Genomic DNA, 15,131 nt, shown 5'->3' with positions numbered 1-15,131 from the left:
TCTTTTTTTGATTTAATTTTTACTCCGAAAAACATTTTACCCCTTCAAAAATCTAAATACCTGTTTATTTTTTTGTTAAATTTTAATTCACCCCTGAAATTTTAAGGGTGAAAATATTTTCGATTCATTTTTTTTCGTAAATTTGCACCGTAAAATCAAACCTAATATGTCAACTTTAAGATTCAAAGCGTTAGAAACTTTACCATTTAAGGACTTTAGAAGAGATAATTCTGTAGAAGTTCCTGTAAAACTATCCGAATTATTTTGCCAAAATGTTTTCTCAGAAGAAACAATGAGAGAATATTTAACAAAAGAAGCATTTAATTCTATTCTGGATGCAGTAAAAAAAGGAACTAAAATCCAGAGACACATTGCCGATCAGGTAGCTGTAGCTATGAAAGACTGGGCAATGAGCAAAGGAGTAACTCACTATACACACTGGTTCCAGCCTTTAACAGGAAGTACTGCTGAAAAGCACGACTCATTCTTCACGCCAATTGAAGGCGGAAGAGCGATCGAAAGATTCAGCGGAAATTTATTGATCCAGCAGGAGCCGGATGCATCTTCTTTCCCGAATGGTGGTATCAGAAACACTTTCGAAGCGAGAGGTTATACAGCTTGGGATCCTACATCTCCGGCATTTATCATGGGAACAACTTTATGTATTCCTTCAATTTTCATCTCTTACACAGGAGAGACTTTAGATTATAAAGCACCTCTTTTAAGAGCTCTTAATGCTGTAGATGAAGCTGCAACTAATGTAATGCAGTATTTTGACAAGAACGTAACCAAAGTAACACCTACTTTAGGTTGGGAGCAGGAATATTTCCTTATCGATTCTGCTCTCTATCAGTCCCGTCCGGATTTGGTACTAACAGGAAAAACCTTATTAGGTCATTCTCCTGCTAAAGGCCAACAGTTGGACGATCATTATTTCGGTTCGATTCCTACAAGGGTGATGAACTTCATGAAGGAGCTTGAAATCGAATGTATGAAACTGGGAATTCCCGTAACGACAAGACACAACGAGGTAGCACCGAACCAATTCGAGCTTGCGCCAATGTTTGAGGAAGTAAACGTTGCAGTAGACCACAATTCTTTATTGATGGACGTAATGGCAAGAATTGCCCACAGACATCATTTCCATATTCTTTTACACGAAAAACCATTTGCAGGCGTAAACGGCAGTGGAAAGCACAACAACTGGTCTTTGGCAACAGATACAGGAGAGAACCTTTTAAGCCCGGGAAAAAATCCTAAGAAAAACTTACAGTTCTTAACTTTCTTCGTAAACACAATCAAAGCGGTTCATGAATATGCTGACCTTTTAAGAGCAAGTATCGCCTCTGCCAGCAATGACCACAGATTAGGTGCCAATGAAGCTCCGCCAGCTATCATTTCCGTATTCATCGGAAGTCAGCTGTTCAGAGTATTGGAAGAGCTTGAAAAAGTAACGGAAGGAAAACTTTCTCCGGATGAAAAAACAGATCTTAAACTAAATGTAGTTGGAAAAATCCCTGAAATTTTGTTGGACAACACCGACAGAAACAGAACTTCTCCATTTGCATTTACAGGAAATAAATTCGAAATCAGAGCGGTTGGATCTTCTGCAAACTGTGCAGAATCTATGACCGTAATGAATACCATCGCAGCAAAACAGCTTCGTGATTTCAAAAAAGAAGTTGATGCATTGATTGAAAAAGGTCTTAAGAAAGACGAAGCCATCTTCAACGTATTGAGAGAATACATCAAGCAATGTAAAAATATCATGTTTGAAGGCGACGGATATTCTGACGACTGGGCAATAGAAGCTGAAAAGAGAGGTTTAAATAATTTAAAAACCACTCCTGAAGCCCTTAAGCAGGAAATGGATGAGAAGTTTTTATCGCTTTACGAAGAAATGGGAATTTTCACCCACAGAGAAGTTGAAGCAAGAAACGAAATCAAATTAGAAAAATATTCAACCGTTATTGATATTGAAGCAAGAGTATTAAGTGATATTGCAAGAAACCACATTATCCCTTCTGCTTTAAATTATCAGAACAGGCTGATTGAAAACGTAAAAGGTCTTAAAGATATCTTTGGAGAAAATGAGTTCAAATCTTTGGCAAAAGAACAAATGAGCTTAATTTCCGATATCTCCGAAAATGTATCGAAGATTAAGTTAGGTGTTGAAGATCTTATTGCAGCAAGAGAAGAAGCAAAAGCCGTTTCTGAAAGCCAAAAACAGGCAGAAGATTACTGCAACAAAGTAAAACCGTTATTCGATGTTATCAGAGAAGCGTCTGACGCTCTTGAGATGATGGTAGATGACGAACTTTGGCCAATGACAAAATATAGAGAAATGTTATTTACAAAGTAACATCTGTAAAGTTCCATATTAGTTAAACTCTCCGGCGCAGTTCGTTCCGGAGAGTTTTTTTATGATTAAAGCAACCATTAACAACCGTACCAGTTTGATGGAAATGTTTAATTTCAAGATAATATGAATTTAAAACACCACCCTTAAAATTAGAGTTATTCTACAAGATACCACACTAAGTAAGTGATATTTAAAATGGTTTTGTTAAAGAATCTTAATAAAAAAAACCGCATACTAACCTGAAACAGGCTGTTGCGGTTTATTTTTCTTTAACATACTTAAATAATATGTTAAATTGTGTTAAAAAGAGAACTCAACAATAACCATATCAGAGTCCTTTTATAAGGAATACATATTTTTGTAATGCTTTTGAAAAATACTATTCCTTTTAACACGGTAATCAAATATATATGAAGAAAAGAGTTTTGTTTTATCTAGTTGCTTTAGTTTCTACAGTATCGTTACAATCGTGTGTTACAAACTACGTAGTTTCAAAACCAGCAACTTACGCTAAAGAATACAAAACAGATGCCAAACTAGCATCTATTGATACTCACAAAATGGAACAGGATAAGCAGCAACTTATCAATTCCTTTTTAGCAGAAAAAGCAGCAAGTCTTGCGAATGCTAAAAATTCTATTAAAAATTCTGAGATTGCAAAGGCAATCATGCACAATAAAACCATCGACAACATTTTAACGGAAGCTCAGACTTATCTTGGAACTCCTTACCGATACGGAGGAATGACAAGAAACGGGATCGACTGTTCAGCTTTTGTTCTTTCGGTTTTTGGAGCTGCGGCAGGTCTTAGTTTACCAAGAGTAGCCGCTTCTCAGTCTCAGGAAGGTGAAACGGTAGAGAAAGAAAACCTTCAGAAAGGAGATCTTATTTTCTTTTCTCACGGAAGAAGAATTTCTCACGTAGGTATCGTAGAAAGTGTAGATGAAAACGGTGAAGTAAAATTCATTCATGCTGCGACTTCAAAAGGAGTAATGATCTCTTCACTTAATGACTCTTATTGGGGACCTAAGTACAGATTCGGAAAAAGAATCATTAATGAAAACGGAGAAGCAATCAACAATCTTGCTACCACAACAACTCCCGCATCAAACGGAACAAGTTTTTAATTTTAAATAATTGATTTAAATAATGAAACCATCATATCCTGATGGTTTTTTTATTTTTAGCTTCAAGAGTTGCTTCCTACCAGCAATATGCAGACTGTAACTTCTCTTCCTGATTAAGATATCAACACACTACCACTCAAACTTTCTCTAATTATAAGCTATTATACTTATTAACGCAAGGATCGCAAGAGGTAATTTGCTGTATTCATATTTTTCCGTTCGCAAAGGTGCTAACGCTCAGCAAATGATAGCAACACAAATCCCTGAAGATAACACTACCACACTCCCTTGTCATTCTGAACACAGTGAAACGGAGTGAAGAATCTCTAATAATAAGCTGTTATACTTATTAACGCAAGGATTGAGAGAGATAATTTGCTGTATTCATATTTTTCCATTCGCAAAGGCGCTAACGCTCAGCAAATGATAGCAACACAAATCCCTGAAGATAACACTACCACACTCCCTTGTCATTCTGAAACACAGTGAAACGGAGTGAAGAATCTCTAATAATAAGCTGTTATACTTATTAACGCAAGGATCGCAAGAGGTAATTTGCTGTATTCATATTTTTCCGTTCGCAAAGGTGCTAACGCTCAGCAAATGATAGCGGCACAAGATCCCTGAAGATAACACTACCACACTCCCTTGTCATTCTGAACACTGAGAAACGGAGTGAAGAATCTCTAATAATAAGCTTTATACTTATTAACGTAAGGATCGCAAGAGGTAATTTGCTGTATGTTTATTTTTCCGTTCGCAAAGGTACTTCGACAGGCTCAGCATAAACTATAACGCTCAGCAAATGATAGCCGTGTTAAAGTCATACGTGTCGTTTGATGAACACTAAGTACGCGAAGATTCTTTTTGGTAGGATGCGCATAAGTTTCACAAAGCCGTTTCACTTATAAGAGCTCGCTGAGCTTTTGGAGTTTGAGTGTCGGAGTGTTTTAGAATTCGAGCATAGGAGTGTCTTGGTGGCTGAGCGGAGTCGAAGCCACCATCCTTATAGTGTACGCACTCTTCGAGAATCTCAGGCCCCGCCATTTGACTACTTTTTGTCGTTCCACAGGAATATCCACACACCATAGACGCTAGAACACTCACACCCTCACACTCTTCAGCCCTTACACTACCACATACTTTTGTCATTCCGGTAGGAATCTAGGCATAGCGGGTAACGTCAGCTTTAATTTTAACGCTATGTCCGCAAGAGATTTATATAGTATGCATATTCTTTTGAGCGCAAAGGCGTTAGCACTCAGCAAATGATAGCGAATCTTAATAAACTCTCATAACCACCCCTCAAACTCTCAAACCCTCCCACGCAACGGTGGCTGAGCGGAGCCGAAGCCACCTTTCCTTAAAGCCACAAAAAAACTCCGGCCGGGAAAGATTTCCCAAGCCGGAGTAACACACTGATGAAAATACCCATCTTTACGATGGAATGATGGTTTGTAAGCCTTATTACAGTACTACATTACCTACGTACTGAGGACACGCCATCCCTCGAGCGAGGGAAACACTGTCCTCCGAGCGAAGGAACCAAGTTCCTTCGGACGAGGGACAAGGTAGTCTGCGTACGACACCATTGATTTCCTATTCAACGGTTAATAATTTATCTAAAAGCGCTACTCTTGGTTCCTTAAGAAAAGTACTGTTCTTAGTAAACTGCGTTACCACTTCCAGATGATACGTTCCTGCAGCCAATGCAGGAATTACCACAATAAGCTCCGAAGGATTATTAGTGACGATATCACTTTGCTCTACTTTAGTCCTGCCCTGTGTCGCAACATCTACAAAATAGATCCCTACCGAAGCATCATCGCCAGCCAGCTTAATCTTACTGCCGACAATCTTCAGGTTTCTTCCCGGTGTAAGAAGGTCATTCACTGAACCGCTTTTCACATCGGTTACCTGCAAGATTATTGCGGAAGCTTCTGCTACGCCCAGAATATTGACTTCAATATTCGGAATCTCTGCCCGTAGCTTTTCTCCCTGGTTGAACTGGAAAATAATGCTGTGCTTGTCTTTGTTAAAAGTCTCCGAAGGACTGTCAAATACACCACGGATGGTGGTATTGGCCGTAAAATACCCGGTGTTCACTGAAAACCCATCACACAGCTGATACGCCATTTCTTTGAGGAAAAGCTCGGTAGCATGCTCCATAGAGGAAGCAGAGATATCGGCACCTCCTCGGGACACTGCTGCCTGGCAGATCTGTCGTACATTGAGGCTTCGCTCGCTTGCCGTACGTGCCGTAAAATCATTAGGATTGTCTTTGGTTAAAACGTTATCGTAGAGATACGCTTTGATTCGGTGAAGAATTGTTGCCATTGTTGTATATTTTTAAATAATTGTTTTTTTACCTTCGAAGTTTAATAAGAATTAACTATAAGATTTACAAACTCATTATAAGATATAGATAATGTAAACTCATGAAAACGGTTTCTTTGCGGAGAAGAAAAAGATCCATCCAAAATAATTGTTACGCCTACTAATGTAGTTGGGGTATCAACATTCTGCCATGTATTGTAATTTGCGCTTGTAAATGTAAGAGAGGAACCGAGCGCTGAACTTCCTCCTCCTGAAGAAGCGTAACCAATCCTAACATACCTATAAGTAATACTCGTTCCTGGATTTTTCGTCAATCTCATCGCTAAAGTGTATGTTGTTCCAGATTGAGAAATTCTGAACTCGATAAAGTCATCAATAACTATGGTTTTAGTAATATCAGCAGAACCTAAATATCTAAGTTTATTAGATGTCTCACCAAAACTATCATTATACACCTGTACAATAGCCCAAGAAGGCAATGCCGGAGTTCCATTGTTGACATATATTCCAGGAGATACGTTAAAAGGTGCAGTTCCTGCTGTTGCTGTATTATATACCATTAGTCCTGTCGCTGGGAAAGTTATTGTAGCCGAATCTGTAGAACTGGTTAAGGCTACTCTTGGAGGAAGAAAACCTTTATTAGTAGAAGCAACTTCTAATGCGGCACTGGTATCTGGGCTACTTGTTCCTATTCCGATCTGTCCATTATCCTTGGCTACGAAATCTGTTCCTGCGGCTCTGGCTGTGCCATCTGCTTTTGTTCCCAATTTTACCAAACCATTAGTCGTATCATTGATCCACGCATCGTTGGTGGTATCACTGTTCGTAGGTCCCCAAACGCTCCCATTCCAGCCCAGAACTTGTCCTGAGGTGGCGGACATCTGATTGAGTTTTACCGCCGTCACCGCACCATCTGCAATTCCTGCGGTTGCTACTGTCCCGAAACCTAAAGAAGTTCCGCTTCTTCTTAATACATAGCCGTCTGTTCCTGCGGCAATATCAGTAGGCGATGCAGCAGCATTGGTTGCGTTTCCTTTTACCGTTAGAGCGGCTGCGCTGGCCAAGTCTGCATTACTTACCGCTCCTGCGGCTATTTGGGTTGATGTTATGGCATCAGTTGCGATTTTGGCTGTGGTCACCGCGCCATCCGTAATCCCCGCTGTATCAACTGTTCCAAATCCTAAAGCCGTTCCGCTTCTTCTCAATACGTAGCCATCCGTTCCTGCGGCAATATCGGTAGGCGATGCAGCGGCATTCGTTGCGTTTCCTTTTACCGTTAGACCGGCTGCGCTGGCCAAGTCTGCATTACTTACGGCTCCGGTGGCTATTTTGGCTGTGGTCACCGCACCATCTGTAATTCCTGCTGTATCCACTGTTCCAAATCCTAAAGCCGTTCCGCTTCTTCTCAATACATAGCCGTCTGTTCCTGCAGCAATATCGGTAGGCGATGCAGCAGCATTCGTTGCGTTTCCTTTTACCGTTAGAGCGGCTGCGCTGGCCAAGTCTGCATTACTTACGGCTCCGGTGGCTATTTGGGTTGATGTTATGGCATCAGTTGCTATTTTGTTTGTGGTCACGGCTCCATCTGCAATCCCTGCGGTTGCTATCGTTCCAAACCCTAAAGAAGTTCCGCTTCTTCTCAATACATAGCCGTCTGTTCCTGCGGCAATATCGGTAGGTGATGCAGCTGCATTCGTTGCGTTTCCTTTTACCGTTAGAGCGGCTGCACTGGCCAAATGACCGTTGGTTACTTTTCCTGCACCTATGGAAGTGGCTCCGGTATTAGAAATGGCTACATCTCCTGTTGGCATTACGGCTGTGGCTACATTCGATGAATTTCCGATATAGATGTTTCCATTGGTAAGAGAGGTATTTAATGTATTGCCGGTTGCGATCTTCTGCCATGCACTGCCGTCAAAATAGTAATATCCCGGAGCGGTAATGCTGGCCGTTGCCCCTGCGGGAGCAGAATCGGCGGTGGATGCATACACGATAAGTCCCTTTTGTGCCGTTCCGTATACAGGAGTTGGTGTTGCCGTGGTGGCTGCACGGATCTTATCTCCTGTTAACTGAGGGATAATTAATCCTTCGGGTTTGCTGCCGTCTGTTGTTTTGGCGGTAATGTCGAGGGTTGCTTTTGGGGAGGTATTATTAATCCCCACTTGTGCAAATGCGGTCATACTGAACAGCAGTGCGGTGATTGTAAATAAATGTTTCATTGTGTTGTATTTAAATTGTTGTTATATTTTTAAAGACTAATTGGTCTGGGCTTCGACAGGCTCAGCCTGACATTGTGAAGTGAACACGAAGTGCACAGAGATTTTTTATTTATGATTTGCTTTTAAGTTTCGCAAAGCCGTTTCACTTATAAGAGCTTGCAAAGTCGCTTTTAAACATGAATGATCTGGGCTTTGACAGGCTCAGCCTGACATTGTGAAGTGAACACGAAGTGCACAGAGATTTTTTATTTATGATTTGCTTTAAGTTTCACAAAGCCGTTTCACTTATAAGAGCTTGCAAAGTCGTTTTTAAACATGATCCGGGCTCCGACAGGCTCAGCCTGACATTGTAAACACGAAGTGCACTAAGATTTTCTTATTTATGATCTGTTTTTAGTTTCACAAAGGCGTTGCACTTATCAGAGTTCGCAGAATTGATCGTCACTTCGATTTTGAAGAAATCGTATCGAGAAGTATTAGTTTGAGAATAGATTTCATTCTCGATACATTTTTTCTTCACGTTGTTACGAAAAAACACTCGAATTGACGAGTCAAACGTCAAAAATTAGCTCACTAAGCCAGTTTTAAACACTAATCGCACTAATGGATGGAATACTAATTTCGCAAATGTTTTGTCTAATCCTTTGCTTAGATCGCTACGGGATGACAAACGACGTGGAAAGTGTCCTTTTGCAAATGTTGTGTAATATTCTTTGCTGGGATCCTTTCAGGATGACAAACGGAGTGGGAAGTATTCTGCCATTAAAGCATTTGTGTAGATATTTGTGCTTATCTGTGTTTAAATAATCCTGTCATTTGTAATAAAATATTCGTGTTATCCGTGTCCAAGTTTAGGTGGAGGACGACCGAAATAATTGATGTTAATATGTTTTAGCTGAAAAGAATAAAAAGTGATATGAATATGTTTTTCTTTATCCCTTCTTGCGCTCAATAAAATAAAAGAAGATAGTATTGTTTTCTGCTGAAGCTTCACCGGAGGAGAAGGTTCGATACCTGCCATTGAAGAAGGATTGAAAAGGAGTCCAAGGCTATGTTTGCTTGTCGGACTACTTTTATAGCAAGTATTCTCCGCTGGAATACTTATTGACTTTTGATCGAAACTTCTTGAAAAAGATCTTTTGATAATAGCTTTGGACGGCTTTTTAAAAGATTCTTTTTTAAAGGTTTGACCGGAAATATATATTGGAGATTCTGAATACAAATATGCGCCTTCAGATATGAAAATAATAGAATCTGGTGGAGAAAAAGGCGTCTGAGAATTGATGAAAATGGCAATGAAAAACAGCTGACAACACAGCATCCTTACGCTAAAGCGTAGGAACAGAGGGAGCTTGAAAAGGGTCATCATTTGTGGTATCATTGTGTCCAAAAAGGTAGTCTGGGTTGGACTACTTTCAGAACCAATGATCTAGGAATCAGGATTGTTTTATTTTTTCTGGGTAAAAATGAGGGCAGTTTCTTTTCCTCCGAATCGGCCGATTTTTAAAGGGAATTAGTGTTTTTGAGTTGATTAACATATTAAAAAACAACTGATTATTATTTGGAAGTAATAATAATTTGTTTACATTTGTCACAGAAAAAGTAGTCCAACCCAGACTACTTTTCGTCATTCCGCACGATGTTTAAATCACCATTTTTTACACCCTAAAACGCTTACATTTTTCAACTCTGCAACCTTTTTTGGGCTGTTATCCTGTGCTGACAGACGGATTCAGATTACCTAAAGAGGCTCTCACAACTAGCTGTTTCTGTCAATTTCAATATCGAATTTATATAAGAGTCCATAAATTTCAGAAAGTAAAAATCTGGCCTTTTTAAGCTTGTTTTGGGAAGGATCTATCGCATAATTCACCGAAGTTCTGAAATCTGCTTTTTCAAGGTTGGTATTGTCGAAAACCGCACCGGATAAATCGCATGCATTAAATACAGCATTTGATAAATTACACTCGGAGAAATCAACTTCATGCAGAATGCAGTTCTTAAAAACCGTTTTCTTAACCGCTGTTTTATAAAATACAGAATTATTCAGTAAACATCCTTCAAAGCGGAACGCCATTCCGAATTCGTTACATTCACTGAACTGAAGCCCAAACATTTTACATTCTTTAAAAAGAACTTCACGAAATGCTGTGGATGAAAGTTTGGCCATGCTTAGATTACAACTGTTAAATTCACAGTCATTAAAGCTGAAACCTGATAAATCAGCATACTCAAAATTGCAGTTCTGAAATATGCAATTCTCATATTCGCCTTTTTGAATCTTAGAAATAACTGCATTTTCAAAAGTTTGATCCAGAATGTATGCTTCTTTCATAATATTAATGGTTAAAGGAAGAGATAAGCTCACGCTGATTTTGGAGATTGCGCAGATTTTTAACGCAAATAAACAATCTGTACTAACTAAGAAAAAGTTCAATTTATTGCTTATACCAGACTGTTCTTATCCGAATAATTTAATTTAAAGAAAATAAAGGTCATGATCGAAAAGGCTAGCAAAGAACTTCCACCATAACTAAAGTAAGGCAACGGAATCCCAACGGTCGGAAAGAGCCCCATCACCATTCCTAAATTGATCGTAAAGTGCATAAGAAGAATCGAAGCAAAACAATAACCGAAAACGCGGTTAAACCCCGATTTTTGCTGTTCCGCAAGGTAGTATATCCTTCCGATGTAAATCATGTAGCATAAAATCAGTATAATACTGCCAGCAAATCCCCATTCTTCTCCTACGGTACAGAAAATGTAATCCGTTTCCTGCTCCGGCACAAATTTCCCCTGGGTAACAGACCCTTCCCTATATCCTTTGCCCCAAAGTCCACCGGAACCGATGGCTGTTTTTGAGTATAGCAAGTTATATCCTGATGTATCTCTGAAAGCTTTTTCTCCTTTATATAAAACTTCAATTCTTTCTCTTTGATGCTTAGGCAGTTTTTCTAAAATATAAGGAGATCCGAAGGCCAGTCCGCAAAGCAATACGACAGAGCCTACAATTCCTGAAATCGAAATAACGTTCCAGGACATTTTATAGTAATTCATGGCGATCCAGGCTCCTACGATTACTACAATTGTAACAGCAACCCAGATCGGATTAACCGCCAGCGAAATCAGGAACACACCGGCAAAAAGAAATCCTATTCCGAATAATAATCCACTAAGCCCTTCTCTGTATAATGCAATAAAAAACGCAATGAATACCAACATAGAACCAACATCCGGAATTGCAAGAACAACCACTGCAGGAATACCAACAATCGCCAGCGTTGTGAGCAAGGACTTTCTGTTTTTCAGATTAAATTCAGGCCCTGAAACGTAATTGGCAAGCATCAGAGCTGTACCTATTTTGGCAAACTCCACAGGCTGCATGGTAAAACTTCCGAATTTATACCAGTTTTTCTGTCCGAGAATCTCTTTACCAAATGGAAAAAGGCCAATCAGCAACAGTACACCGCCGATGTATATTATTCCGGACATATTCTCAAAAAACTTACTCCTGCCAACAAAAATAACGAGACCTACAAATACTGAAATACAAAAGAAAATCAATTGTTTCTCTCCTAATTTCTGATCTACACTATAAATATTTGCAATGGCAAAAGCACAAAGCAGGAAATATAAGCCCAGACCTAATTTATCTATTCCTTCTGCCCATTTCATTGCTTAACCGGTTTTGTTTTATTGAGATTCTTTTTTTCCTCTTCTGCCTTTTTCTGCATCTTAGCCTTTTGCTCTTTTACCAGTTTTAAGCTGTCCAGAATTCTTTTTTGCTTTATCGAATCCTCGCTTGGTTTATATAAACCTTTACGCTTAAGATCGGCAATCCATTGTCTTTTGTATTCAGGCATGAAACTGGAGGTCACCATCTTCTTATAAAGATGTTCACGTTTAATGTCTCCTGTGATATATTTTTCAGCAATAATTGTCGCTGCCGGACCCGCCCATGTTGCACCAAATCCCGCGTGTTCCATCACTGCGGCGACAACAATCTTAGGCTTATCTGCAGGAGCAATCAATACAAAAATCGAATTATCTTTTCCCTGAGGTACTTGTGCCGTACCTGTTTTGGCAAGCTGTGTAAAATCACTTGACTTTAACCCGCGTGCTGTACCATTCAATACAACCGCTTCCATACCTTTGAGCACCGGATCAAAATGTTTTTTATCAACTAATGTCTGATGTTTCTTTTTAAATCTCGGATCAGGGTTAGGTTTTCCGTCAATCGCTTTCACAATATGAGGGGTATAGTACCAGCCTTTATTAGCAATCGCCGACACATAATTAGCAAGCTGCAGTGGCGTCACCAGAACATCTCCCTGTCCCATCCCGTTGTAGATGGCACCGGTAGACATTTCGTCCCAGTTTTTAAAATCTGTTCTTTTGGAACCACTGGCTTTCATGATCGCCTTAAACCTATTTTCATAAAAATCACCCGAAGGAATTCTTCCCCTGGCGCCTACCGCAAAATCATTATTTAAAAATTCACCTACTCCAAAACTGCTCATGATTTTTTTCCACTCATCAACTCCTCTGGAAGGATTTCCCGGATATTTTTTAATGATGGCAATAAAAGCATACGTGAAAAAACAGTTACTTGAGACCTGAATTGAAGGGATCAGAGGATCTGCCCCTCCATGACCTTTAATTCTTTTTCCTTTATAATAAAATCCGCCACCGCACGGAAAGATCGTATTTTCATCCATCACCCCCATCTGCATGGCTGCAAGTGCCGTTAATAATTTAAATGTTGAACCCGGCGGATAAGCTGCCTGCAGTGATCTGTCAAACGTTGGTTTATTTTCGTAAATGGTATCTTTTGAAAGCGCATACAGATTCCTGGATTTATTCGGGCCTGTAAAAAGGTTAGGATCGATATCCGGACCTGTTGCTGCAACAAGAACCTCACCGTTATTAGGATCAATGGCTACAATCGCACCGTGTTTGTTGACCAGCATTTCCTCTGCAATTCGCTGAAGATCATAATCAATGGTAAGGGTAATATCTTTTCCGGTAACCACATCTTTGTCTAACGAACCGTTTTTATAAGGGCCTACATTCCGCAATTTAATATCTTTCTGAATGTATTTCATTCCTTTTATTCCGCGGAGCTCTTTTTCATAAGCTTTCTCAATTCCTGTTTTACCGATGAAATCTCCGGGCAGATAATAAGTAGAATCCTTTTTAATTTCCCTCTCATTAACTTCACTGGTATATCCCAAAAGATTTCCCGAGGTTGAAACTTCATATTGACGCTGAGGTCTCGAAACAATGCTGAATGCGGGATATTTAAATATAATTTCCTGAACCCTGGCAATATCTTCCCTGCTTAGGTTCTTCATAAAAGTCATCGGAGTCAGCTTAGAATAGTATTTCTCTTTTTTGATATTGTCAATCGTCCTGATAAAATCATTTTTTGAAATTTTCATCAGATTACAGAAAGCCAGTGTGTCGAAATCCGGCCGCATCAGTGCCTGAGTGAAAGATATTTCATAAGCAGGCTGGTTTCCTACCATAATTTTACCATTCCTGTCGAAAATAACACCACGCTGTGGAATGACGTATTCTATTTTAATGGAAGTATTGGCTGCATTGAGCGCATATCTGTCGGTAAAAAGCTGTAAATAAGCAAGTCTCGCTACAAAAATTGCGGCGATTACGATAAGTACGGAAAAAATTTTTAAATAACGTGTGTTCAAACTTTTTGTTTGATTTTAAATATTAATGCGTAAATAACTATAAATATAAACGAAATTATACTCGTTACCAACACATTAAATAATATTTCAAAAAATCTGCTCAGCTTAAAAAATTCTATATATTGTACCAAAAGCTGATGTAAAAAGATACTTGTAAATAAAAACAGCAAAAACTGCGCCCACTGAAGGGACTGAAAAGAAAAAAAGTCCGTAGAAGTATCTGTAGAAGTCCTGAAAATTAAGGTTCTGAAATAGGCTATAAGCGTTGTTGCAAATGCATTGATTCCCCAAGAATAGAGGAACGCGTCAACCGACAGGCCAATCAGAAAACTTAAAGCTAAAAACTGAAATTTATTCCTGAAGAAAGGATAAAACATAACAAACACAGGATACAATACCGGCGTATATTTCCCGAAAATAGTAATCCTGTTCAATACAAAAATTTGTAATGCAACCAGAAAAATCATGATTAATATGTCCGTAAATAAAGTCCTGCTAATCATCTTCCTTTTTTATTACAGATTGCATCGTATCCTGAATTTTTTGTACTTCTGCCTTTTTAAGGTTCTTAACGACATATACTTTGCTTAAAGCACCCATTTTCTCGCTCAGCTCGACTGAAATATCCCAAAAGCCTGTCTTATTATCAACAGAATATCCCGCAATGGTACCAATCATTACGCCTTTAGGAAAAATGGCAGACTTCCCATCGGTGACCACTGTGTCTCCGATTTTCAAAGCCACATATTTCGGAATATCGGCCAGGTGCATCACCCGTGAATTATCGCCATTCCAGGTAAGCGTTCCGAAATATCCTGAATTTTTAAGCGCAGCGTTGATACGGATTTTATTCACACTCAATACTGACTGTACCAAAGCATAGCTGTCTGTAGAATTGATCACAATTCCCGCAATTCCTTTGGGAGCCATTACCCCCATCTGCGGAAACACCCCATCTTTTCTTCCTCTGTTGATGGTAAAGTAATTATTTCTACGATTGATACTGTTGAAAACAATTTCGCCATCTACGAAGGTATAGATCTGTCCGCCTCCCAATGTATCATGCACTTTTCTGAACTGAGGATTTTTTGCGCCCTGCTTTCCGTAAAGCTCTACCATTAAAGCCTTATTCTGAGCTACCAGATCTTCATTGATCTGCTTCAGCTTAAGATAAGAAACCCCTTCATCAATATATCCCGACACCCACGAATTGAGCGCTGCAGACTGTCCTGCGATCCAGGATTTCTGCATAGCATTTTTAGAGAATATCAGAATCAGAGCAATAATTTGCAGAAATATAAAGAAGACAAAAAGTGCATTCTTCGAAAATAATCTCAGCAAAAATCCCATTCAGATATGTGTCGTAAAAAAGTTA

At 39.3% G+C, this 15,131-nt stretch carries 10 protein-coding genes; 2 read left to right on the top strand and 8 right to left on the bottom strand.

The genetic code is table 11. The features are described from left to right. Positions 1-166 precede the first annotated feature (166 nt). Together AC3WV0_RS10405 and AC3WV0_RS10400 are read left to right on the top strand one after the other, a co-directional pair. Positions 167-2,362: a glutamine synthetase III family protein gene (locus tag AC3WV0_RS10405; protein ID WP_488846015.1), complete on the top strand. Its 2,196-nt coding sequence runs from the start codon at positions 167-169 to the stop codon at positions 2,360-2,362. A gap of 410 nt (positions 2,363-2,772) precedes the next feature. Continuing rightward, complete coding sequence (locus AC3WV0_RS10400) at positions 2,773-3,489, top strand: C40 family peptidase (protein ID WP_488846014.1); 717 nt, start codon at positions 2,773-2,775, stop codon at positions 3,487-3,489. A 1,599-nt stretch (positions 3,490-5,088) separates the two neighbouring features. Here AC3WV0_RS10400 and AC3WV0_RS10395 read toward each other — a convergent pair. The 8 genes from AC3WV0_RS10395 to mreC all read right to left on the bottom strand — a co-directional run bounded on the left by AC3WV0_RS10395 (position 5,089) and on the right by mreC (position 15,106). After that, complete coding sequence (locus AC3WV0_RS10395; RefSeq protein WP_488846013.1) at positions 5,089-5,826, bottom strand: DNA-binding domain-containing protein; 738 nt, start codon at positions 5,824-5,826, stop codon at positions 5,089-5,091. Between the two features lie 41 nt (positions 5,827-5,867). Then, positions 5,868-8,045, bottom strand: a complete 2,178-nt coding sequence (locus tag AC3WV0_RS10390; protein WP_488846012.1) for a beta strand repeat-containing protein — start codon at positions 8,043-8,045, stop codon at positions 5,868-5,870. Between the two features lie 835 nt (positions 8,046-8,880). Beyond that, entirely contained in the window at positions 8,881-9,414 is a 534-nt protein-coding gene (locus AC3WV0_RS10385) for a hypothetical protein (RefSeq protein ID WP_488846011.1), read from the bottom strand. A gap of 390 nt (positions 9,415-9,804) precedes the next feature. Beyond that, positions 9,805-10,380 (bottom strand): pentapeptide repeat-containing protein, encoded by a 576-nt coding sequence (locus AC3WV0_RS10380; protein WP_488846010.1) that lies wholly within the window; start codon positions 10,378-10,380, stop codon positions 9,805-9,807. A 110-nt stretch (positions 10,381-10,490) separates the two neighbouring features. Further along, positions 10,491-11,720, bottom strand: a complete 1,230-nt coding sequence (rodA, locus tag AC3WV0_RS10375; RefSeq protein ID WP_488846009.1) for a rod shape-determining protein RodA — start codon at positions 11,718-11,720, stop codon at positions 10,491-10,493. After that, entirely contained in the window at positions 11,717-13,756 is a 2,040-nt protein-coding gene (locus AC3WV0_RS10370; protein ID WP_488846008.1) for a peptidoglycan D,D-transpeptidase FtsI family protein, read from the bottom strand. Before AC3WV0_RS10370 ends, rodA begins: the two co-directional genes overlap by 4 nt. Beyond that, the gene (locus AC3WV0_RS10365; RefSeq protein WP_090000063.1) at positions 13,753-14,259 is read right to left on the bottom strand and encodes a rod shape-determining protein MreD; all 507 of its coding nucleotides are present in this window, start codon (positions 14,257-14,259) and stop codon (positions 13,753-13,755) included. Before AC3WV0_RS10365 ends, AC3WV0_RS10370 begins: the two co-directional genes overlap by 4 nt. Then, positions 14,252-15,106, bottom strand: coding sequence for a rod shape-determining protein MreC (gene mreC / locus AC3WV0_RS10360; protein WP_488846007.1), 855 nt, complete (start codon positions 15,104-15,106; stop codon positions 14,252-14,254). Before mreC ends, AC3WV0_RS10365 begins: the two co-directional genes overlap by 8 nt. Positions 15,107-15,131 lie beyond the last annotated feature (25 nt).

The organism is Chryseobacterium sp. 27AL, assembly GCF_057815395.1.
This window is presented reverse-complemented; position numbering and strand designations above follow the sequence as displayed.

What these genes read in the sequence shown, in the direction of transcription:
- AC3WV0_RS10390 (WP_488846012.1), bottom strand. Translation starts at nt 8,045, where the DNA reads ATGAAACATTTATTTACAATCACCGCACTGCTGTTCAGTATGACCGCA.
- AC3WV0_RS10405 (WP_488846015.1), top strand. Translation starts at nt 167, where the DNA reads ATGTCAACTTTAAGATTCAAAGCGTTAGAAACTTTACCATTTAAGGAC.
- mreC (WP_488846007.1), bottom strand. Translation starts at nt 15,106, where the DNA reads ATGGGATTTTTGCTGAGATTATTTTCGAAGAATGCACTTTTTGTCTTC.
- AC3WV0_RS10385 (WP_488846011.1), bottom strand. Translation starts at nt 9,414, where the DNA reads ATGATGACCCTTTTCAAGCTCCCTCTGTTCCTACGCTTTAGCGTAAGG.
- AC3WV0_RS10380 (WP_488846010.1), bottom strand. Translation starts at nt 10,380, where the DNA reads ATGAAAGAAGCATACATTCTGGATCAAACTTTTGAAAATGCAGTTATT.
- AC3WV0_RS10400 (WP_488846014.1), top strand. Translation starts at nt 2,773, where the DNA reads ATGAAGAAAAGAGTTTTGTTTTATCTAGTTGCTTTAGTTTCTACAGTA.
- AC3WV0_RS10365 (WP_090000063.1), bottom strand. Translation starts at nt 14,259, where the DNA reads ATGATTAGCAGGACTTTATTTACGGACATATTAATCATGATTTTTCTG.
- rodA (WP_488846009.1), bottom strand. Translation starts at nt 11,720, where the DNA reads ATGAAATGGGCAGAAGGAATAGATAAATTAGGTCTGGGCTTATATTTC.
- AC3WV0_RS10395 (WP_488846013.1), bottom strand. Translation starts at nt 5,826, where the DNA reads ATGGCAACAATTCTTCACCGAATCAAAGCGTATCTCTACGATAACGTT.